The sequence below is a fragment of the Arthrobacter sp. NPDC097144 genome, assembly GCF_044762205.1.
Classification (GTDB): Bacteria; Actinomycetota; Actinomycetes; order Actinomycetales; family Micrococcaceae; genus Arthrobacter_B.
Map to the genome: position 1 here is coordinate 107,615 of NZ_JBIWDW010000009.1, position 20,100 is coordinate 127,714.

A 20,100-nucleotide genomic window follows, 5' to 3' on the forward strand; every position below is an offset into this window, starting at 1 on the left:
AGACAACGCACAGCTAAATGTAAGAAACTGGTGCAGTGAACAAATCATCCGGACCTGAAGCCCGTCTCCTGGTTGTTGACGACGAGCCCAACATTCGCGAACTCCTGTCCACTTCGCTGCGCTTCGCCGGCTTCGACGTCGTGGCTGCCGGCAACGGGCGGGAGGCTCTGGCCGCTGTGGAGGAGCATGCCCCCGACCTCGCGGTCCTGGACGTCATGCTTCCGGATATGGACGGCTTCACACTGACCCGACGCCTGCGGGCAGCCGGCCGGCACTTCCCGGTGGTGTTCCTGACCGCACGGGACGACACCGAGGACAAGGTCACCGGCCTGACCGTGGGCGGAGACGACTACGTCACCAAACCGTTCAGTCTTGACGAAGTCGTGGCCCGCATCAGGGCAGTGCTGCGGCGCACCCAGCCGCTCGACGAGGACGACGCCGTCCTCCGCGTTGACGACCTTGAGCTGGATGACGACGCCCATGAAGTACGCCGCGGCGGGGTGATCATCGATCTTTCCCCCACCGAGTTCAAGCTGCTGCGCTACCTGATGCTCAATCCGAACCGGGTGCTGTCCAAGGCACAGATCCTGGACCATGTCTGGGAGTACGACTTCAACGGGGATGCTTCCATAGTTGAGTCCTACATTTCCTATCTGCGGCGCAAGATCGACCGCAGCCCGGACGCTCCCGCCCTGATCCAGACCAAGCGCGGGGTGGGCTACCTGCTGCGCACGTCGGAGAAGCGCTAAGCCTTGCTCCGCCGCTGGAAATCCGCCTCGCTGCGATCCCAGCTCGTAGCCATCATGGCAGTTTTGATGGTCATCACCGTGACCATCACGGGGCTGGCCACGATCTACGTGCTGCGGCAGATCCTGATCACGCGTCTTGATGTGGAAATCGGCGACAATGCCCCGGCAGTGTCCCGTTATCTGCTGTCGGACGGCCCTGGGAGCGATACCTCCCTGTTCCAGTTCTACGGGCTCTATCTGGCCGACGACGGCAGCTACGGACCCGAGACCCACACCGATCCCCGACAAGACACCCCCGTGGTGGACCATTACACCGCCGAGCAGGTGAGGGAGCTCGACCAGCAGGGACAGACGGTTCCCGGAACTGCGCCGGGCAGCAAGGGCTGGCGGCTGAAGGTCTTCTCCCTTGAGGCCGCGCCCGGTTCGGTGGTGGTTGCGCTGCCGCTGGGCGACGTGGCCGCCACCGTGGATGAAGCCGCGTCGCTGGTGTTCTCCGTGGGGCTGCTCGGCACCCTGGGCGCCACCGGGATCGCTTACTGGGCCGTGACCCGGCAGTTCCGCCCGTTGAGCCAAGTGGAGAAGACGGCCGCGGCCATCGCTGCCGGCGACCTTTCCCGGCGTGTGGACGTCGGCAACCCGACCACGGAAATCGGCCGGCTGTCCCGCTCCCTGAACGCCATGCTGGCACACATTGAAACCGCTTTTGCTGCTCGGACCAAGTCCGAGCAAAAGATGCGCCGCTTCGTCCAGGATGCCTCGCACGAGCTGCGTACCCCGCTGGTCACGATCCGCGGATTCTCCGAGCTGTATCGGCACGGTGCGCTGCAGACACCCGAGGAGGTGGCTGCGGCCATGGGCCGGATCGAGAGTGAGGCCAAGCGGATGGGCCAGCTGGTGGAGGATCTGCTCACCCTGGCCCGTGTCGATGAACAGCGTCCCCTGGAGTACGAACCGGTGGACCTGATGCTGTTGGGCAACGATGCAGCGATGGACGCGCGTGCCAGCTCGCCGGGCCGGGAGATCCGCGTGGTGGGCCTGGACGGGCAGCAGCCGCGTCCTGCACCTGCTTTGGGAGACGAGGCCCGGCTGCGGCAGGTAGTGGCGAACCTGATCACCAATGCCCTGCGTTACACGCCTGACGGGTCCCCGATTGAGATTGCCGTTGGTGTGGCACCGGTTATCCACAACCGCTCGGACGCCGTGCTGGAGGTGCGGGACCACGGCCCGGGCATCTCGGAGGAAGATGCGGCGCGGGTCTTTGAGCGGTTTTACCGTGCCGACTCCTCAAGGTACCGGGAGACAGGCGGCACAGGCCTTGGCTTGGCGATTGTTGCCGCATTGGTGGCACAGCACGACGGCACTGTGCGGCTGTCTGAAACGGAAGGCGGCGGCGCCACCCTCTCCATCCGCCTCCCCTACCACCCTGCGGAGGATCTCGACGCGGAGCGTTCCGAGCCGGGCAGCTAGCACGGGACATCCCCTCCACAGGGCCGGCCCCGGCGCCGTTTTCCTGTTCTGTCCACAGGTGTATCCGCGCCTGTGCGGCGCAGGGCCTGCCAGCCTAGCCTTGGGAAGTCCAAGGCTCGCGGAGCTGCAGGCAACTTCTGAAGGGGAGACACCATGGCACTAGTTTCAGTGGACAGCGAGGTTCTGGACGCCAAGAGCGCCGAGGTCCGCGGGACCATCGACCGGCTGCAGTCGGAGATCAACCGGATGCAGTCAGGCCTGCAGTCCCTCAGCGAGTCGTGGCAGGGACAGGCATCGTCGAACTTCCAGTCCCTGGTGGCGGACTGGCGCAGCACCCAGGCCAAGGTGGAGGAGTCTCTGGCCAGCATCAACCTGGCTCTCAGCCATGCATCGGCGCAGTACGCGGAAACGGAAGCAGCCAACGTCGCCCTGTTTCGGCACTAGCCCTTTCTGCGAACGCTAAAAGGCGCGGCACCTCAAGGGTGCCGCGCCTTTTAGCTGGCTAGCTGGACCTTGCGGGTCAGCAGTGGGGGCTAGAAGCCGCCCATACCGCCCATGCCGCCCATTTCGTCGCCGCCGGCCATGGCCGGTGCAGCCTTTTCAGGCTTGTCGGCAACCACTGCTTCAGTGGTCAGGAACAGACCGGCGATGGAAGCCGCGTTCTGCAGGGCAGAACGGGTTACCTTTACCGGGTCGTTGACGCCGGCGGCCAGCAGGTCTTCGTACTCGCCGGTTGCAGCGTTCAGGCCCCAGCCCTCGGGCAGGCCGCGGACCTTGTCGACAACAACGCCCGGCTCCAGGCCGGCGTTGAAAGCGATCTGCTTCAGCGGAGCGTCGATGGCAACGCGCACAATGTTTGCGCCCGTTGCTTCGTCACCCTCAAGAGTCAGGTTGGCGAAAGCCTTCAGGCCAGCCTGGATGAGGGCAACGCCGCCACCAGCGACAATGCCTTCTTCAACTGCTGCCTTGGCGTTGCGGACAGCGTCCTCAATGCGGTGCTTGCGCTCCTTGAGCTCAACCTCGGTGGCTGCGCCGGCCTTGATGACTGCAACGCCGCCGGCCAGCTTGGCCAAGCGTTCCTGCAGCTTCTCACGGTCGTAGTCGGAATCGGAGTTCTCGATTTCGGCACGGATCTGGTTGACGCGGCCCGCGATTTCCTCGGCGTCGCCGGCGCCTTCCACGATGGTGGTCTCGTCCTTCGTGACAACAACCTTGCGGGCCTTGCCCAGCAGGTCGAGCGTGGCGTTTTCCAGCTTCAGGCCGACTTCCTCGGCGATGACCTGGCCACCGGTGAGGATGGCGATGTCCGCCAGCTGGGCCTTGCGGCGGTCGCCGAAGCCCGGTGCCTTGACGGCAACGGACTTGAAGGTGCCGCGGATCTTGTTGACAACCAGGGTTGCCAGGGCTTCGCCCTCAACGTCTTCGGCGATGATCAGCAGCGGCTTGCCGGACTGCATGACCTTCTCGAGGACGGCAACGAGATCCTTGACGTTGGAGATCTTCGAGTTGACGATCAGGATGTACGGATCTTCCAGGACTGCTTCCTGGCGCTCGGCGTCAGTCACGAAGTAGCCGGAGATGTAACCCTTGTCGAAGCGCATACCTTCGGTGAGCTCAAGCTCAAGACCAAAGGTGTTGGACTCCTCGACGGTGATAACGCCTTCCTTGCCAACCTTGTCCAGAGCTTCGGCGATGAGATCGCCGATCTGCTGGTCACCGGCGGAGATGGAAGCCGTGGCAGCAATCTGCTCCTTGGTCTCAATTTCCTTGGCGGAGGACAGAAGCTCGGCCGTGACGGCCTCGACTGCCTTCTCAATGCCGCGCTTCAGGCTCAGCGGGTCAGCGCCGGCAGCAACGTTGCGCAGGCCTTCCTTGACCAGTGCCTGGGCGAGGACGGTTGCCGTGGTCGTACCGTCACCGGCAACATCGTCAGTCTTCTTGGCAACTTCCTTGACCAGCTCTGCGCCGATCTTTTCGTAGGGATCGTCGAGTTCGATCTCCTTGGCGATGGAAACGCCGTCGTTCGTGATGGTGGGAGCGCCCCACTTCTTTTCAAGGACCACGTTGCGGCCGCGGGGGCCCAAGGTGACCTTTACGGCGTCGGCGAGGATATTCAACCCGCGCTCGAGGCCGCGGCGTGCCTCTTCGTCAAATGCAATGATCTTGGCCATAACGGCTTTCGTCCTTCCGGAACAGTCATGCTGGGTGCTTAGATGTTGCATTCCAGACTGCGGTGCCCGCGACGGACGGGCCTGTGCGCGCGATCTCTTTTACGCGTACCCAGGCCCTCACCTCAGTGGCTTGCTCTTTCACTCAACGCCGACCGCTTTTTAGCAGTCATCCGGCAAGAGTGCTAACTCAATAATTAGCACTCCCTCCCACTGAGTGCAAGCGATCACGGCTTCGCGCTGTGTCCCTCACGTACATCTGGAAGCCGGAGCACAGGCAGGTGCACGCCAAACGGCGGCGACCCCCTGCCGGGGGTGCCGCCGCCGCTTGGCCCGCCGGACAGCGGACGCTCGTCTACACTGCGCGGACGTCCTCCGCCTGCGGGCCCTTCTGCCCTTCACCAATCTCAAACTGCACCCGCTGGCCCTCTTCCAGGGTGCGGTAACCGGACGCCTGGATCGCGGACCAATGGACAAACACGTCCGTTTGAGCCTCATCCACGGTGATGAACCCGTAGCCCTTTTCTCCGTTGAACCATTTGACGATCCCCTGCGCCATGCTCTTTCTCCCGCCTTGTTCCGAACGTGCCTTCCGCCAGGCTGCCCGTGGCGGAACGGGCCGGCACGCAGCCGGTCCGGCGGACAGCGGGATTCCCCTGCTCGATTCGGACCGTGCGCGGCACGGCTGGCATTCACTGTAGCCAGCAGAAAACGCCTCGCAGGCCCGGGCGGGGGATCGTTATGCAGTTTTTACGAAAGAGTGTTATTCCTCTTGGAATCCGGGCCCGGCCACCACGGTGACCAGGTCAAATTCAGCTGATTCGGCGACGGTGGGGATCTCCAGGAGCAGGGAAAGCTCCTGGGCAGCGGCCAGTTGGTCCGCGCCGTTGTAGAAGATGACTGATCCTGGGAGCTGCTGTCCGCTCCAGACGGCGATCTCCTGGGCGGTCCAGCCGCCTGCCGCGATCCGGCCGGAAACGATGGAGCCCACCCCCGGGATTCCGGTTCCGTTCAGCACCACCACGGGCTGGCTGCGGTCCACGCCGTCCGATGCCTCCTCAGATGCCGGAGATTCGCTCGGGGAAGCAGCGGCGGAAGTATCGGACTCCTCCGACGGCTCGGGCTCGGAAGCCGGTGCCGAAGCTTGCGCGGCTGCCGCCGGATCTCCGGCCGGCCCTGCGGCGTCGTCCGCCCCGATGCCAAGCCGGGGAAGGACAAAGTAGGCCGCGAGGCCCAGTACCAGGGCAAGCACTCCCACGGTAATGATCAGGCCGAGTCCGCGGGACTGTGCGGGGATCAGCCGTTCCCGGTGGACGCCCTGTCGCGATGATGTCTCGGGGACCTTGTCAAACTCATCCCGGGGATATGGGCTCATGGTTCGGTATCAGTCCTTGGGTCTGCGGCGGCGCCGGAATTAGACGTCAAAGCCTGAGCGACGGGCGGTGCGCGCACGCTGACGGGTTGTACGTAGTCTACGCAGTCTCTTGACCAGCATCGGATCGTGCGCGAGGGCTTCCTCGGTGTCGATGAGCGCATTGAGGACCTGGTAATAGCGGGTGGCGGACATGCCGAACAGTTCACGGATGGCCTGCTCCTTGGCCCCGGCATATTTCCACCAGGCCCGTTCCAGCGCAAGCATCTGCTGCTCCTGCTCGCCCAGGGGACTTTCGGGGTCAACCGCACCCTCCAGCGAAAAGGCTTCGGTTGGGTTGGACACAAATTCTCCCGGATAAGGTGACGGTTTCCTTCCATGCTAGTTGCTGAATAACAGGCTTGTCATTTGCGCGGGCTGCGCTGTTTCGGCTGTTGGGTTATCGTCTAGAGCTATGTTGGTGAAGCGCGCATCGCGGGTGGCAGCCATGCTGGCCCTCTCTTTTTTGGCCCTCGCCCTGTCCTCCTGCTCCGGGATTCCCGCTGATCCGGAGGGGACCCTGGACCGGGTTCGCGGAGGAACACTGCGGGTGGGAGTCTCCCATTCCCCGCCGTACAGCGACGTGCGGGGTGCGGAACCCGCCGGCAGTGAAGCTGATCTGACACGGGAGTTCGCTGCCAGCCTGGATGCCGAGGTCCAGTGGGTGGACGGCGGCGAGGAGCACCTCATGGAAGCCCTGCACCACGGCGAACTGGATCTGGTGATCGGCGGCCTCACGGAATCCTCACCCTGGACGGACAAAGCGGCCCTGACCCGCCCCTATACGGAAACCACCGACAGCTGGGGGAAATCCCGGAAGCATGTGCTGGCAGCACCGTTGGGTGAAAATGCCTTCCTCTCCGAACTCGAACAATTCCTTGACCGCGAGGGTACGCAATGAGCACCTGGCAGGGACGGACTGAATTGCCGGAGCGCCAGTCGGCTGCCCTGGGCCGGGCGGTACGCCTGGAATGGATCACCCTGGGCTTCCTGGTGGTTACGGTCACGGCCGTATTCCTGGTCATGGGCAACTCGCAGGCCATGCGCGCAGCGTGGGTCGAAGATTTGCTCTCCTTCATTCCGCCGCTGGCCTTCCTCCTCGCTGTCAGGCTGGTGGCGCGGCCGCCCAGCAGCAACTACCCCTACGGCTATCACCGATCCATCGGCGTTGCCCACCTGGTCGCTGCCGTGGCCCTGACGGCCATGGGTTCCTTCCTGATCTACGAATCAGCTACCAGCCTGTTCAAACGCGAACATCCCCCCATCGGCACCGTGGAAATCTTCGGGACCAGCATCTGGCTGGGATGGCTCATGATGGTGGTCATGGCGGTGACCACCATTCCGCCGGTCATCGTTGGCCGAATCAAGATCCGGCTGGCCCGGGAACTGCACAACAAAGTCCTGTATGCCGATGCTGACATGAACAAGGCCGACTGGATGACTGCCATCGGGTCCATCGTGGGCGTGGCCGGCATTGGGCTCGGCTTCTGGTGGGCGGATGCAGCCGCAGCACTGTTCATCGCCCTGAGCATCCTGCGCGACGGGCTGCGGAACATGCGCGGAGCCATTACAGACCTGATGGACACCGCTGCCACCACCTTCGACGAGGAGGGCCCGCACCCGCTGGCCGGCGAGGTGCGCCGGTACCTGCGTTCCCTGCCCTGGGTGGACGACGCCGGAATCCGGATGCGGGACCAGGGACAGGTCTTCCACGTAGAAGCTTTTGTGGTGCCGGCCTCCGGCGCCGATCTCTCCCTGGATCTGCTTGCCGAAGCCCGCAGCGGCTGCGCCGGCCTGGACTGGAAGCTGCGTGACACCGTACTGATCCCGGTATCCGCCCTTCCCGATGAAACCGGCGGCCATAGCGGCGTCCAACAGTCGGGCAGGGAGGAATAAGCTCCCGGGCAGCCTTAGGCTGGAAAGGTGAACGCCAACGAACCGACGCTCTTCCCGCTTCCGCCGGAGTACCTGCCGCAGGGGTCCCTGTCATCCGAGCCGGGCTCCGCTGCGGCCGGCGTCCCCTTCCCCTTTGCGGCGCCTGCTGCACTGAGCGACGTCATGGCACCGGACTGGGCCGCGGCCCTGGCCCCGGCCCGGTCCGAGCTGCACCGGATCGCCGGTTGGCTGGAAGAGGAGCGCGGGGCAGGCAATGCGGTGCTCCCGGAGCCCGGGAACATCCTCCGTGCCTTCTCCCGTCCCCTGGCCGAAGTGAAGGTCCTGCTGATCGGCCAGGACCCGTACCCCACCCCGGGCCACGCCGTCGGACTGTCCTTCTCCGTGGACCGCGGCGTGCGGCCGCTGCCCCGGAGCCTCAACAACATCTATAAGGAGCTCGACGCCGACCTCGGCATAACGCCCTGCGCGCACGGGGACCTCAGCGCCTGGTCGGATCAGGGCGTGCTCCTGCTGAACCGCGTCCTGACGGTCCGGGCGGGCAACGCCGGGTCACACCGCAAACGAGGCTGGGAACAGATCACCGAGCTGGCCGTGCGCGCCGTCGTCGGCCGCCGGTCAGCCGACGGCGGCCGCGAACCCCTGGTAGCCGTGCTCTGGGGCAATGACGCGCGCTCAATCGTTCCCCTGCTGGGTGAGGTGCCGCGCATCGAATCGGCCCACCCCAGCCCGCTCTCGGCCTCGCGGGGATTCTTCGGCTCACGCCCGTTCAGCCGGGTCAACGAGCTGCTGCAGAGTCAGGGTGCGGAGCCCGTGGACTGGGCCCTGGACGGGATACGGTAGGGGAAACGCCTGACCAAGGAGAAATACATGCCCAACTCTGCTGTGCCCGCCGGAAAGCCTGCCCAGGATCCTCCCCGCAGGTCCCGGCCGCTGCTGACCCTGGAAGTCCTGCGGCGCGAGCAGTTAACTCCGCACATGGTCCGGATTATTGCGGGCGGACCCAACTTTGAGCACTTTGCAGGCAACGGCTTTGCAGACGCGTACTGCAAGATCTGGTTTGGGCCGGACGGGAAGCCGCTGGACGGCAGCGCCGAGCTTGAGGCCCTCCGGGAGCAGTTCCCGCGGGATCAGTGGCCGGTCTCGCGGACTTACACCATCCGCAGTGTCAATGCCGCAGCCCGGGAGCTCGCCATCGACTTTGTGGTCCACGGCGACGAGGGGCTTGCCGGTCCCTGGGCGGCCGGCGCAGCCGCCGGCGAACGCCTCTCCTTCACCGGCCCCGGCGGAGCCTTCGATCCGGATCCCGACGCCGGCTGGTACCTTTTTGCGGCCGATGAATCCGCGCTTCCCGCCACGGCCGCCGTATTGGAAGCCCTGCCCTCCGCCGCCGTCGGGCAGGTTTTTGTGGAAGTGGGCGGCCCCCGGGACCGGCAGCCCCTCAGCGCGCCGGAAGGAGTGACCGTGACCTGGCTTTACCGCGGAGAACTCCCGGCCGGGAACACGGGCCTGCTCGCCGCGGCCGTGGCCGCCGCTCCCTGGCCAAGCAATGACGTTCAGGTCTTCGCCCACGGTGAGCGGGAAGCCATGAAGGCCCTGCGGGACGTTCTTTTCGGTGCCAGGGGCCTGGAACGCCGGCAGGTATCGCTGTCCGGGTACTGGGCGGCGGGACGCACTGAAGACGCATTCCAGGCAGAAAAAAGGACCCCGGTGGGCAAGATCCTCTAGATCTCATCCTCCGGGGCCCTTCGGCCCGGCTGCGGAGCGCCTTCAGCAGCGTTCGGCCAGCCGGGTTCCTAGCGGCGGCGGTTTCTGCGGTCCGTACCGGACAGGTTCCGGGTCAGCGGACGGGCCAGATTGTCTCCAAACACCACGCCTCCGGCGATCGCCAGGATCACGGTCAGTGCGTTGAAGATCCCCACGGCGCCAACCGTGATGTCATCGGATGCGATGCTCAGGCCGTACATGGCGCGGAAAATGGAGAGCCCCGGGAACAGGAAGAGCACTGCCGGAACCGCCACAATCAGCTGCGGCGCCCCCATGCGCAGGGCAATGATCCGTGCCATGATGCCAATGAAAATGGCGGAGACCGCCGGTGTAAGCCGCGGACCCATTCCCACCAGTTCCGCGAGCTCGAACACAAGGAATCCGGCAGCCCCGGTGAGGACCGTGGGCAGCACCAGGCTGAGGGGTGACTGCTCCACCACGCAGATGGTTGCCAGCGCCACGGCGAGCAGCAGCAGCGTCAGCACGAACGGATACTGCGACCCTGCCACCTCCGTAACGTCCACGCGCGGCACCCCCAGCAGCGCTCCCGTCACCAGCGCGACGGCGATGCCCGCCACCAGAGCGCCGAATGTCAGGAACGCGGACAGGAAACGTCCGGCAGCCGTAACGGGAAACCCGTTGATCGCATCCTGCACGGCGGAGACAAGCCGGCCCGTGGGCAGGAGCAGCAGGATTCCTCCGGCCACCACAATGCCCGGGGTAATGGGCACCTCGAATGACCAGAAGATCATGGCGATGGCCGTGACCAGGAAGCCGCTCGCCGCGGTGGTGAAGAAGTCCGGCACCCGCCAGCGGCCCAGCACGCGCTGCAGCAGGCTCACCAGGAACGTACTGACAAAGGCCACCGTTGACGCCAGCGGTCCGCCGCCGATGAAACCGACAATGGCGGCGGCAAAGGCGCCGGTGGAAAAGGTGACGGCCCACCGTGGAAACGGCTTGGGCCGGTGCGTAATTTCATTGAGCCGGTTGGCCGCTTCGGCACGGGTGATGCCGTCGTCGATGATGTCCGTGACCAGCTGGTGGACCAGGCCAAGCCCGGCATAGTTGTTGGTCCAGGACCGGACCACCCGCATGACGGTGATGGGGGTTTGGTCCTTGGGCGAATAGTTCAGCAGCACCGACTGGTTGGTGATGTCCACTTCAATACTGTCCAGGCCGAAGGCAGCGGTCACCGCAATGATGGCAGTTTCCACTTCCAGGGCGCCGGCGCCGTAGCGGAACATGGTTTCGGCCAGGCCCAGGGCAAGGTCAAGGGTTTTCCGTGCCGAGGCATCCGGTCCGGCGCTGCGCACCAGCGGGTTGGCGTAGGGAGATCCGGCCAGCCGCTCCACAATGGACATGGCCTGGGTGGGCGGAGTTTCGCCCTGCACCAACTTGCGCAGCATCCGCCGGGCAGCCGCAGAGGACCGGTCCTGCCGCAGGGCATTGGCGCTGCCGGGATGATGGTGGCTGCCGGGCACGGTTTTGCGCGCGCGCGGCTTCCGCGGCGACTGGCCCGTGTCCGGCCGCGGCAGGCCGGACTGGGTTTTATCCTGGACAAGCCCGCCGGCGCCGCCCTTGGGCGGGGTGATCATGACCGAGGTGGTGGGAGGCGGCGGCTTCGGTTTCGTGCTGCGCAGTCCCGTCCCTTCCGGACCGGTGGGCAGGCCTGCTGCCTTAGCTGACTGCGGCGCCTGGCCGGGCGCCGCCGGGCGCCGCACCTGGGCGCGGGATGCCTGGGAACCGGATCCCCTGGAACCAACCGCTTTGGGCGGCCGGACTACAGGAATCGGTCCCACCATCGGGTCGGGGTTCTGAGCAGGCTCTTGGCGGTCTGCATCGGACGTGTTCTCCAAAGGACTCACCCTTTCGCCTTTGTTGTGCCTGAATCGGCGTTCAGGCGTGCTTCCTGGTTAGTAAAACGGCTGCTGGTGCCGGCGCCAGTAGATCTGGCGGGCCACCCGCTCGCCAATGGTGTTCCAGATCTTGTACCGCACCGGATCCAGTACCAGGTCATAGCAGCCCACAAAGTCCGTGACCGTCTTCGAGAAGCTGGTCTTGAACAGGCCAAGGCCGTGGTGCGGGTGCTCCTTGTTTTTCAGCTGGTCGCTGGGAGGAGTTCCGCAGAAGTCATACTGCTCAATGCCGAAGTCTTCCTTCAGCTCATTGATGGCGGTCCACTGAACCAGGTGGGAGTCCCCGTACTGGTTGCGGCGCGGTTTGGATCCGCCGTCCTTGTACGTGCCCTTTTTGCCGTAGGCAATGACAAAGGCACCCACTGTGGGTTCGTCGTTCTCGAAGGCGAAGTAGAACCGGCCCTGGCCCGCGGCCACAAAGTTGGACCAGAAGCGGTGGTAGTACTCATAGGAGCGCATCCGGGCGGAGGACCGGTCCTCGATGTGGCTCATCAGTTTGTACATGATGCGCATGTTTTCTTCGGTGGGTTCCACCCGGCGTACGTCCGCTTCCTCGCGGATCGCCCGGCGGACGGCGTTGCGCCCGCGCGAGGAGAGGTTCTTGAGCAGCTGTTCAGTATCCGGAGTCGTATCCAGCAGTGCCGTGGAGTCATTGGGCTGCAGATTGAAGGTCTTCACCAGGCCTGCGCCCAGGAACTGGGCACGCACCTCCGGGCTGTCCACAATGTCCGGTTCCACCTTGACGGCGAACACGTTGCGCTTGGTGTCCTTGATGAACCGCCGCAAAGCATCCAGCACCTCGGGCACATGCGACGGTTCCGCTACGTCCGGCCCCTTGATGAGGTACCAGAGACTGCCCAGGCCGGGGACCTTCTTTTCGATGGCCAGGTTGTACGTCGTGTAACCGTGGCCGGTAAACACCAAGTGGATCGGATTCCACCCGTGGTGCGACTTGACCTCCGCATAGGATGCAGACTGCAGCACGTTCCCGCCGCACGGGTTGGACAGCACATGGCTGTCCCACTTTTCCATCTCGTCGGCTGTGGCCAGGCGTGCACTAAAGTCTCGCAAAATACCTCAACTAATCACTTGATCGCTTGATCACTTGCGCCATCGGCTGCTGATCCGAAGCGGACCCCGGGATTGCCCAAGGAACCGCCCCCAAGTCTATCCGGTGTGATGTTCCCAGTATGAAATCCGAGCCCCCGCAGCAGTGTGACGTAGACCCGGCTGCCGCTGCCTGTACGGGGGCCTCCCTGCGGCCCCGCCCCGGCTACACTAGATGCAAAATCATGTACTTGTAGCGGAAGCGGGAAACAACACATGGGCCAGCATTTGGAACTTGGACTGGACACCTTTGGAGACGTCACTTCGGACCCGGCCGGTGAGCGGCTTCCACAGCACCAGGTCCTGCGCAATGTGGTGGCTGAGGCGGTGCTGGCCGATTCGGTGGGCATTGACTTCATTGGCATCGGTGAACACCACCGCGAGGACTTCGCCGTCTCCGCTCCCGATGTGGTTCTCGCAGCCATCGCCGGGCAGACCAGCCGGATCCGGCTGGGTTCGGCAGTAACGGTCCTGAGCTCCGATGATCCGATCCGCGTGTTTCAGCGCTTTTCGACCCTGGACGCGGTGTCCAACGGCCGGGCCGAGGTGATCCTGGGCCGGGGATCCTTCACCGAGTCCTTCCCCCTGTTTGGCCTGGACCTGGCACAGTATGAGGAGCTCTTTGAGGAAAAGCTCGAGCTCTTTGCCCAACTGCGCCGCGAAGAGCCGGTGACCTGGAGCGGCAGCACCCGGGCGCCCCTGCAGAACCAGCGCGTGTACCCTCCCACCGCCTCCGGTGAGCTCCCGGCCTGGATCGCCGTGGGCGGCACGCCGCAGTCCGTCGTTCGGGCCGCCCATTACGGCCTGCCGCTGATGCTGGCCATCATTGGCGGTGAACCGGCGCGCTTCGCACCGTTCGTCGATTTGTACAAACGGGCGCTGGCCCAGTTCCAGCGCCCGATGCTGCCGGTGGGTGCGCACTCCCCCGGTTACATAGCGGCCAGCGATGAGCAGGCACTTGAAGAGGCCTGGCCGCATTTTGAACGCATGCAGAACCGGATCGGCCGCGAGCGCGGCTGGAGCCCCACCACCCACAGCGATTATCTGGCCTCAGCGGGTCCCGACGGCGCCCTGTTTATCGGCTCCCCGGAGACCGTCGCTGCCAAAATCGTTCGGGTGGCCCGGGAACTGGAGCTGAGCCGCTTCGATCTGAAGTACAGCCTGGGAACACTGCCGCACGAGCTGCTGATGAACTGCATCCGCCTGTACGGCACGGAAGTGGCACCGCTGGTCCGCGAGCAGCTCGCTTAGCGCCTGCCCGCCTCCGCCTGGTGCAGCTAGGCGGAGGCGGGCAGGAACCAGCGGACCCGGGGCGGCTCTTCGGCCATCTCCGCGGCCCGGTCCATCACCCTGCGGTCCTCTCCCGTGATGCGTTCACGCTCCTGGCGCAGGTACTCCCGCCAAGTGGCGACGTCGTAAATCTCGCGGAACTGGCGGGAGTCGGTCACCGAGTGCACCAGCTCCCAGTCCCGGGCACCGGTGCGCATCCGTGACAGCTTCACTTCATGCATGGCCTGCACAAAGTCGGCCGCCTTGTCGGGAGCAAGCTCATAGGCGATGAGGATGGTGACCGGCCCCGCATCGGGCTCGGGCTCTTCTTCCGTCTCGATGCCGAGATCAGCTTCCGCAACGCTCCGGTCCAGCTTGCCGGTGCGCGGAAGCAGCGGCAGGACGGAAACACTCAGCCCCGCTGCCACCAGCAGGATTCCCGCCGCGGCCAGTACGGGGGCGTAACCGAAGGCGGTTGCCAGGGACCCCCACAGGACAGCCCCCAGCGCCTGGGCCCCGGTAGTGACCATCAGCTGGACCGAAAGCCCGCGGGCACGCACCCATTCCGGCAGGGTGAGCTGAATGGCGCTGTTAAGAATGGAAAAGGTGGCAATCCAGGACACGCCCGCGAACACCAGCAGCACAGCCAGCACGCCGGCGGGCAGGAAGCCGGCGGCAAACGTAGCGACGCCGAATACGGCCGCTGCCAGCCCCAGCATCAGGTTGTCATTGATCCGCTCCGTGACCCGGGGCAGCAGCACCACGCCGACGACGGCGCCGGCCCCCAGTGCGCCCAGCAGCAGGCCGTAGCCGGTGGAGCCGAGGTGGAGGTGGCCGTTCACGGCCACCGGAAGCAGGGCGTACAACGCGCTCGCAGGCGCCATGAAGAAAGCGGTCCGCAACAGGATGCGCCGGACCCGCGGCGCCGCCCGGATGTACCGCATTCCGGCCGCAAGCGCCTCGCGCAGCCGTTCCGGATCATCCGGGCCCGGGGGTGCACGCCACACATAGACGGCCAGCGCCGTTCCCAGGAACGACACCGCGTTGAGCCCGAACACAAAGGCCGGGCCAAAGAAGGAGACGAGGACACCTGCCACGGCCGGACCAACGGCCCGGGCGCCGTTTACCGCCATGCTGCTCAGGGCGGCAGCCGCCCGGATTTCCGCCCAAGGCACCAGGTCGGGATTGATGGCCTGCCATGCCGGCTGGCTGAGCGCCACCCCGCAGCCGATCAGGAAGGTGTACAGGAGCAGCGAATCCGGATCGAGCAGGCCCAGCACCGCTATGACGGTCAGGACGGCGGCAGCAGCCGCTGCAAACAGATTCGCCCCGAGAATCAGGCGCCGCCGGTTGAAGGCATCGGCAAGGAAACCGGCAATAAGCCCAAGCAAAAGGGAAGGCAGCAGATTGGCTGTCTGGACCAGGGACACCAAGGCGGGATTGGACGCTTTCTCCACCAGAAACCACTGCGCGCCCACTGTCTGCATCCACGTGCCAATGCTGGACCCGAGATTGGCGAGCCAGAGAATCAGGAAGGCGCGGCGCCGCAGGGGCGCCCAGGGCGATACCGAATCCATCAGGACACCTCCGTCAAACCACGCGCGGGAATCCTGACCATGCTTTCCGGAACCGCTTCCGTGCTGTCCTTCCGCGTTCTTCTTCCACCTCGTACATCAGTCCGTACGTGAATCCGTTTCGGCCGGCTCCCGCGGCTTCGGCACCGAGCCGGCGCAGATACTCCCGGCTGACCACACTGTCCTGATGCTCGCCAAGGATCTTTTGGATATGTTCGGCGCCGGCCGCAAGCTCGGCGGACCCTTTGGTACACACCGGCTGGGCAACCTCGGCCGCGTAGCGCAGGCGTTTGGCATCCTTGCGCGCCTCGTGCAGGGATTCGGACCCCGGGTTCCCGCTGCCCGCGGTGCGGGCCTCCCTCACCTGCCGGTGCAGGCGTTTCCGGTCCCGTGTCAGCATCCGTGCTGCTGTTTGCGCAGCCGGCGCGTCCGCTTCGGGAGTAAAGTCCGGTTTGGTGACCACAATCTCCAGCCGCTCAAGCAGGCTGCGGTAACGGTCGCCGTCGAGCGCCTGCAGCACCAGCGCCTGGGCGGCCCGGTATTCTCCCAGCAGCTCTTCGTCAATGTGCTGGCGAACCGGTCCCATCACCAGCTCCGGCGGCTGCGCGGCCGCCAGGGACTGCAGGCGCGAGCGCATCACCTGGGCGTCCCGGGCGGCACCCAGAACCCCGGCCAGCCATTTCAGTTCATCGCGCACCTCCTGCACCTGTCCAGGACCCAAGACTCTGCGGTAGCTGGCCAACGCCGACCGCATCCGTCTGGTACTGACGCGCATCTTGTGGACGGCATCCGCCTCGTTGGCCCGCACCCGCGGATCCTCCCGAAGCATGGCCAGGAACTGTCCGTGCAGGTACTCCACCAGGAGCAGCCCCACCGGGCCCTCGGGCTCGGACGGCGCCGGTTCGTTGGCGGCCACTCTCCCTGCAATGTGTTCCGCGGCTGCGGCTGGGACCGGCTGGGCGGGAGATGAGGCATCCGTGTTGCCGGGGATCCGGAAGGCTGCCCGGATTTGCGGCTCCTGAGCGGTAGGCATGGCTCAGTATAGGACCGTGAAACTGGTTCCGGGCAGGGGTTCGGTGCAGTGCGGCGGTGCAGTGCGGCTATGCTCTTTCCGCTTCCCTGCCCCGGCTGTAGCATCGCCGGTACCCGGGCCGCCGGGCGCTGTTCCGCCAAGGCAAAAGAGCGAACGCATGAGATACGTAAAACTGGGAAACTCAGGCACTGCTGTGTCGGCGGTGGGCCTGGGGTGCATGGGCTTCGGCGACCCGCAGCGCGGGACCCACGGGTGGTCGCTGCGCGAATCCGAGTCCCGGCCGGTGCTGCGCCGCGCCCTGGAGCTGGGCATCACGTTCTTTGACACCGCAAACGTGTATTCCTCGGGAGACAGCGAGCGGATCATCGGCGAAACAGTCCTTAAGGACGCACGCCGGGAAGAGGTGGTCATAGCCACCAAGGTCCACGGGGAAATGACGCCCGGCCCCAACGGATGGGGCCTCTCGCGCAAACACATCCTCTGGCAGGTGGACGAAAGCCTGAAGCGGCTGGGAACGGACTACATCGATCTCTACCAGATCCACCGGTGGGACAGTTCCACTCCGCTGGAGGAAACCCTCGAAACCCTGGACGGCCTGGTGCGGGCCGGAAAGGTCCGCTACCTGGGCGCCTCCACCATGTATGCCTGGCAGTTCGCGCAGGCGCTGGCGCTGCAGCAGGCCCGCGGGTGGTTCCCGTTCGTGACCATGCAGGCCCATTACAATCTTGTCTACCGCGAGGAGGAGCGGGAAATGTTTCCCCTGTGCACGGCCACGCACACCGGTGTGCTCGCCTACTCGCCGCTGGCCCGCGGCAGGCTGGCGCGCGGGTGGGACGAGGTCAGCCTCCGGCAGCAGCAGGATGAGCTGGGCCATTCCCTCTACTCCGGGCAGCAGGATGCCAACCGGGCAGTGGCCGGCGCAGTGCTGCGGGTAGCACTGCGCCACGGAGTGACCCGTGCCCAGGTGGCCCTTGCCTGGGTCCTCGCCCATCCGGTGGTGAGCGCACCCCTGGTGGGTGCCTGCGCCGTCGGGCATGTGGATGACGCGGTGGCCGCCCTGGACCTCCGGCTTTCGCCGGAGGACCTGGAGGAGTTGGAGCAGGATTACACTCCACGGGCCCCGGCGGGGTTTTAGCCCTTTACTGCTCCGGAGGTCAGTCCGGAGGAAATGAAACGCTGCAGGAACAGGAACAGCGCCATGACCGGCAGTGCGGCCAGGACTGCGCCGGCGGAGAAAACGCCCCAGGTGCGGGACTGGCTGTCCCCGATGAAGGAGTACAGGCCCACGGCCAGTGTCTGGCTGTCCGGATCGTTCAGCACAATGGAGGCGATCAGGAATTCGCCGGTGGCCGTGATGAAGGACAGCAGTCCCACAATGGCCAGGATGGGTGTGACCAGGCGCAGGATGATCGTGAAGAAGATCTGCACATGGCTGGCTCCGTCAATCCGCGCCGCCTCGTCCAGGGACTTGGGCACGGTGTTGAAGAAGCCGTACATCAGGTAGGTGTTCACGCCCAGGGCTCCGCCCAGGTAGACCATGATCAGACCGGTTTGGCTGCCCAGCCCGAGCCACGGCACAACGTCGGAGATGCCGCTGAGCAGCAGGAAGATGGCCACGACGCCGAGCATCTGCGGGAACATCTGCAGGAGCATCAGGCTCATCAGTCCGAACCGGCGGCCGGTGAACCGCATCCGGGAAAACGAGTACGCCGCGAGTGCCCCCAGGAAGACGGTGCCGGCGCTGGTGACCAGCCCCACGACGAGCGTGTTCACGAACCACTTGGCGAAGGGCTTCTGCGGATCGGAGAACAGGTCGACGAAGTTGTCGAATTGCACGGTGGTGAACAGGCCGTTGGCCGAGACCAGGGTGCCGGTGGGGCTCAGCGCCGCCGAAAGCACATAGGCCAGCGGGAAGAGCGCAAAAACGCCCATGACCACGCCTACGAGGTGGCGCCAGCCCTTGTCCCGGAACCAGTGTCCAAAGCTCTTGCGGGGCTGCGGAACAGTCCGGTCAGGTGTGCCCGCCGGGGACCGCTTGCCGGCCGGGGTTTGAGTCGAGATGCTCATGAGTTCACTTCCTCCAGGGCCCTGGTCTGCCGGAAGCTGACCGCTGAGATAACTGCCACGATGATGAAGATCAGGACCGCCAGGGCGCTCGCCAGCCCGTAGTCACGTCCGGATCCCTGGCCGAACGCCACCTTGTAGACCAAGGTGATCAACAGGTCGGTGGCTCCGATGTCCATGTTGGTGTCGGAGAACCGGGGCCCGCCGCCGGTGAGCATGAAGATCACGTTGAAGTTGTTGAAGTTGAACGCGAATGTGGAGATCAGCAGCGGAGCGGTGGAGACCAGCAGCAGCGGCAGCTTGATGGACCGGAAGATCCGCCAGGCGGAGGCTCCGTCCATGCGCGCTGCCTCGTTGACGTCTTCGGGCAGTGACTGCAGGGCGCCGGTGCACACCAGGAACATATAGGGGAAGCCCAGCCATGTGTTCACCAGCAGCACGCTGAACTTGGCCAGCCACGGGTCGGTCAGCCACGGGATGTCCGCCCCGCCAAAGAGCGCTTCGTTGATGAAGCCGAACTGCTGGTTGAGCATTCCGGACCACACGAGCCCGGCCAGGAAGGCCGGGAAGGCGTAGGGAAGGATCATGATGGTGCGGTAGAACTTCTTGCCGCGCAGGTTGGCGTGGTTGAACGTCAGGGCCAGGAACAGCCCCAGCCCAAAGCACAGCAGCACGGAACAAAGGGCAAAGGCGAAGGTCCAGAGGATGACGCTGACCAGCGGGCCGCGGAGGTCCGGGTCGGTGAAGGCGCGCTCGAAGTTGTCGAAGCCCACGCCCACCTTCCAGCCGGTGGCCAGGCGTTCGCCGTTGTCCGCCACAAAGGAGCCCTCGCCGCCGTCCTTGTAGACGGTACCGGTGTCGGTGTCGGTGAAGGTGTCCGCTGCCTCGTCGTAAATCAGTACCGGCTTGAAGACGTAGGCATTGGAACCGTCAGCGGTCTGCAGGGTGCCGTCGGCGAGGTCGTCCGAGAGCGGCACTTTGATGGCGGTGATGTCCTGCTGGACGGAGAGCAGTTCATTGAAGGTCAGGGTCCGGTAGCCGTCGACGCCGGTGGCTTTGCCGGTGCCGCCCGTCTCGGCGCCGTCGACGTCCTCCAGCGGCTGGCCGGTGGTGCCGATGCGGACGGCGCCCTCGGGATCGGTGACCAGAAGGGAGAGCACATCATCCTTTTCCACCACGGACACCTGATAGGCAGGAGAATCCGGGACGCGCTTCTGGGCGCTCATGGAGATGGAGGAGACGGCGTCGTCCTTGGTGCTGTTGTGCCCGTCGCCGTAATTGGTGAACGCAATGTAGCCGCTGTACACCACCACGAAGACCTGGAAGATGAGCAGGAACAGGACGCCGGGTGCCAGGTATTTGGCCGGGAGGCCTCCGCGGCGCAGATAGATCCAGTTGATCAGCACGGTCACCGCGGCGGCGACGACGAGGAGGAGCCATTTCTCGTTCATGAACAGGGCCATGAGGACGAACACCGCGAATGCATCCGTCAGGCCCAGGAGGAGGATCTTGGCCAGCAGGCCGGCTGTTGAATCGGGGCTGCGGCGGGGCTTCTTGGGGGGTGCGGGACTGTCGGAGCGGACAGGTGTGTCCAGCTGGTCAACCATCGGGGTTCTCCTTGAACCGGTTCGGGCCGGGACGGCGCTCAGAAACTGGGCACCGTCCCGGCCCGCAAACCTGGT

General features: G+C 65.2%; 19 protein-coding genes. 9 read left to right on the top strand and 10 right to left on the bottom strand.

Annotation, left to right across the window (positions count from 1 at the left end; genetic code table 11):
- The first annotated feature begins 35 nt into the window (after positions 1–35).
- From ACIQXM_RS17520 to ACIQXM_RS17530, 3 genes are all read left to right on the top strand, one after another.
- A complete protein-coding gene (locus ACIQXM_RS17520; RefSeq protein WP_400933823.1) occupies positions 36–749 on the top strand; it encodes a response regulator transcription factor in 714 nt (237 codons plus the stop codon).
- Between the two features lie 54 nt (positions 750–803).
- Positions 804–2,216: a sensor histidine kinase gene (locus ACIQXM_RS17525; RefSeq protein WP_400933826.1), complete on the top strand. Its 1,413-nt coding sequence runs from the start codon at positions 804–806 to the stop codon at positions 2,214–2,216.
- 153 nt (positions 2,217–2,369) lie between these two features.
- Entirely contained in the window at positions 2,370–2,660 is a 291-nt protein-coding gene (locus ACIQXM_RS17530) for a WXG100 family type VII secretion target (protein ID WP_400933828.1), read from the top strand.
- An 89-nt stretch (positions 2,661–2,749) separates the two neighbouring features.
- Here the strand turns inward: ACIQXM_RS17530 and groL are convergent, their stop codons facing one another.
- The 4 genes from groL to ACIQXM_RS17550 all read right to left on the bottom strand — a co-directional run bounded on the left by groL (position 2,750) and on the right by ACIQXM_RS17550 (position 6,101).
- The gene (gene groL / locus ACIQXM_RS17535; protein ID WP_400933832.1) at positions 2,750–4,387 is read right to left on the bottom strand and encodes a chaperonin GroEL; all 1,638 of its coding nucleotides are present in this window, start codon (positions 4,385–4,387) and stop codon (positions 2,750–2,752) included.
- Positions 4,388–4,739: 352 nt separating this feature from the next.
- Positions 4,740–4,943 carry a cold-shock protein gene (locus ACIQXM_RS17540; protein ID WP_400933835.1) on the bottom strand — a complete coding sequence of 68 codons (204 nt, stop codon included), beginning with the start codon at positions 4,941–4,943 and terminating at the stop codon, positions 4,740–4,742.
- 204 nt (positions 4,944–5,147) lie between these two features.
- The gene (locus tag ACIQXM_RS17545; RefSeq protein ID WP_400933838.1) at positions 5,148–5,759 is read right to left on the bottom strand and encodes a LytR C-terminal domain-containing protein; all 612 of its coding nucleotides are present in this window, start codon (positions 5,757–5,759) and stop codon (positions 5,148–5,150) included.
- Positions 5,760–5,798: 39 nt separating this feature from the next.
- A complete protein-coding gene (locus tag ACIQXM_RS17550) occupies positions 5,799–6,101 on the bottom strand; it encodes a DUF3263 domain-containing protein (protein WP_400933841.1) in 303 nt (100 codons plus the stop codon).
- 109 nt (positions 6,102–6,210) lie between these two features.
- Here ACIQXM_RS17550 and ACIQXM_RS17555 point away from each other — a divergent pair, with 109 nt between their 5' ends.
- Genes ACIQXM_RS17555 through ACIQXM_RS17570 form a run of 4 tightly spaced genes read left to right on the top strand, consistent with a single transcriptional unit; the run spans position 6,211 to position 9,416 of the window.
- Positions 6,211–6,696: a transporter substrate-binding domain-containing protein gene (locus tag ACIQXM_RS17555; RefSeq protein WP_400933843.1), complete on the top strand. Its 486-nt coding sequence runs from the start codon at positions 6,211–6,213 to the stop codon at positions 6,694–6,696.
- Complete coding sequence (locus ACIQXM_RS17560) at positions 6,693–7,691, top strand: cation diffusion facilitator family transporter (RefSeq protein WP_400933846.1); 999 nt, start codon at positions 6,693–6,695, stop codon at positions 7,689–7,691. The genes ACIQXM_RS17555 and ACIQXM_RS17560 overlap by 4 nt, the downstream gene beginning before the upstream one ends.
- A 27-nt stretch (positions 7,692–7,718) precedes the next feature.
- Positions 7,719–8,531, top strand: a complete 813-nt coding sequence (locus ACIQXM_RS17565; RefSeq protein WP_400933849.1) for a uracil-DNA glycosylase — start codon at positions 7,719–7,721, stop codon at positions 8,529–8,531.
- A 27-nt stretch (positions 8,532–8,558) separates the two neighbouring features.
- Positions 8,559–9,416 carry a siderophore-interacting protein gene (locus tag ACIQXM_RS17570; protein WP_400933852.1) on the top strand — a complete coding sequence of 286 codons (858 nt, stop codon included), beginning with the start codon at positions 8,559–8,561 and terminating at the stop codon, positions 9,414–9,416.
- Positions 9,417–9,484: 68 nt separating this feature from the next.
- Here ACIQXM_RS17570 and ACIQXM_RS17575 read toward each other — a convergent pair whose 3' ends face one another.
- Together ACIQXM_RS17575 and ACIQXM_RS17580 are read right to left on the bottom strand one after the other, a co-directional pair.
- Complete coding sequence (locus ACIQXM_RS17575; RefSeq protein ID WP_400933855.1) at positions 9,485–11,320, bottom strand: threonine/serine exporter ThrE family protein; 1,836 nt, start codon at positions 11,318–11,320, stop codon at positions 9,485–9,487.
- Between the two features lie 48 nt (positions 11,321–11,368).
- On the bottom strand, positions 11,369–12,442 hold the full coding sequence (locus ACIQXM_RS17580) for a lipid II:glycine glycyltransferase FemX (RefSeq protein ID WP_400933858.1): 1,074 nt from the start codon (positions 12,440–12,442) through the stop codon (positions 11,369–11,371).
- Between the two features lie 252 nt (positions 12,443–12,694).
- Between ACIQXM_RS17580 and ACIQXM_RS17585 the strand changes: the two genes are divergently transcribed.
- Positions 12,695–13,729 carry an LLM class flavin-dependent oxidoreductase gene (locus tag ACIQXM_RS17585; protein ID WP_400933861.1) on the top strand — a complete coding sequence of 345 codons (1,035 nt, stop codon included), beginning with the start codon at positions 12,695–12,697 and terminating at the stop codon, positions 13,727–13,729.
- 26 nt (positions 13,730–13,755) lie between these two features.
- Here the strand turns inward: ACIQXM_RS17585 and ACIQXM_RS17590 are convergent, their stop codons facing one another.
- Complete coding sequence (locus tag ACIQXM_RS17590; protein ID WP_400933865.1) at positions 13,756–15,324, bottom strand: MFS transporter; 1,569 nt, start codon at positions 15,322–15,324, stop codon at positions 13,756–13,758.
- 13 nt (positions 15,325–15,337) lie between these two features.
- On the bottom strand, positions 15,338–16,354 hold the full coding sequence (locus tag ACIQXM_RS17595; protein WP_400933868.1) for a CHAD domain-containing protein: 1,017 nt from the start codon (positions 16,352–16,354) through the stop codon (positions 15,338–15,340).
- Positions 16,355–16,511: 157 nt separating this feature from the next.
- Between ACIQXM_RS17595 and ACIQXM_RS17600 the strand changes: the two genes are divergently transcribed.
- Complete coding sequence (locus ACIQXM_RS17600) at positions 16,512–17,489, top strand: aldo/keto reductase (RefSeq protein WP_400933870.1); 978 nt, start codon at positions 16,512–16,514, stop codon at positions 17,487–17,489.
- Here ACIQXM_RS17600 and ACIQXM_RS17605 read toward each other — a convergent pair.
- On the bottom strand, positions 17,486–18,421 hold the full coding sequence (locus tag ACIQXM_RS17605; protein WP_400933873.1) for a sugar ABC transporter permease: 936 nt from the start codon (positions 18,419–18,421) through the stop codon (positions 17,486–17,488). The genes ACIQXM_RS17600 and ACIQXM_RS17605 overlap by 4 nt on opposite strands.
- Positions 18,418–20,025, bottom strand: a complete 1,608-nt coding sequence (locus tag ACIQXM_RS17610; RefSeq protein ID WP_400933876.1) for an ABC transporter permease subunit — start codon at positions 20,023–20,025, stop codon at positions 18,418–18,420. The genes ACIQXM_RS17605 and ACIQXM_RS17610 overlap by 4 nt, the downstream gene beginning before the upstream one ends.
- Positions 20,026–20,100: the final 75 nt, after the last annotated feature.

What these genes read in the sequence shown, in the direction of transcription:
- ACIQXM_RS17600 (WP_400933870.1), top strand. Translation starts at nt 16,512, where the DNA reads ATGAGATACGTAAAACTGGGAAACTCAGGCACTGCTGTGTCGGCGGTG.
- ACIQXM_RS17545 (WP_400933838.1), bottom strand. Translation starts at nt 5,759, where the DNA reads ATGAGCCCATATCCCCGGGATGAGTTTGACAAGGTCCCCGAGACATCA.
- ACIQXM_RS17555 (WP_400933843.1), top strand. Translation starts at nt 6,211, where the DNA reads ATGTTGGTGAAGCGCGCATCGCGGGTGGCAGCCATGCTGGCCCTCTCT.
- ACIQXM_RS17590 (WP_400933865.1), bottom strand. Translation starts at nt 15,324, where the DNA reads ATGGATTCGGTATCGCCCTGGGCGCCCCTGCGGCGCCGCGCCTTCCTG.
- ACIQXM_RS17525 (WP_400933826.1), top strand. Translation starts at nt 804, where the DNA reads ATGGCAGTTTTGATGGTCATCACCGTGACCATCACGGGGCTGGCCACG.
- ACIQXM_RS17570 (WP_400933852.1), top strand. Translation starts at nt 8,559, where the DNA reads ATGCCCAACTCTGCTGTGCCCGCCGGAAAGCCTGCCCAGGATCCTCCC.
- groL (WP_400933832.1), bottom strand. Translation starts at nt 4,387, where the DNA reads ATGGCCAAGATCATTGCATTTGACGAAGAGGCACGCCGCGGCCTCGAG.
- ACIQXM_RS17585 (WP_400933861.1), top strand. Translation starts at nt 12,695, where the DNA reads ATGGGCCAGCATTTGGAACTTGGACTGGACACCTTTGGAGACGTCACT.
- ACIQXM_RS17560 (WP_400933846.1), top strand. Translation starts at nt 6,693, where the DNA reads ATGAGCACCTGGCAGGGACGGACTGAATTGCCGGAGCGCCAGTCGGCT.
- ACIQXM_RS17595 (WP_400933868.1), bottom strand. Translation starts at nt 16,354, where the DNA reads ATGCCTACCGCTCAGGAGCCGCAAATCCGGGCAGCCTTCCGGATCCCC.
- ACIQXM_RS17610 (WP_400933876.1), bottom strand. Translation starts at nt 20,025, where the DNA reads ATGGTTGACCAGCTGGACACACCTGTCCGCTCCGACAGTCCCGCACCC.
- ACIQXM_RS17605 (WP_400933873.1), bottom strand. Translation starts at nt 18,421, where the DNA reads ATGAGCATCTCGACTCAAACCCCGGCCGGCAAGCGGTCCCCGGCGGGC.
- ACIQXM_RS17530 (WP_400933828.1), top strand. Translation starts at nt 2,370, where the DNA reads ATGGCACTAGTTTCAGTGGACAGCGAGGTTCTGGACGCCAAGAGCGCC.
- ACIQXM_RS17540 (WP_400933835.1), bottom strand. Translation starts at nt 4,943, where the DNA reads ATGGCGCAGGGGATCGTCAAATGGTTCAACGGAGAAAAGGGCTACGGG.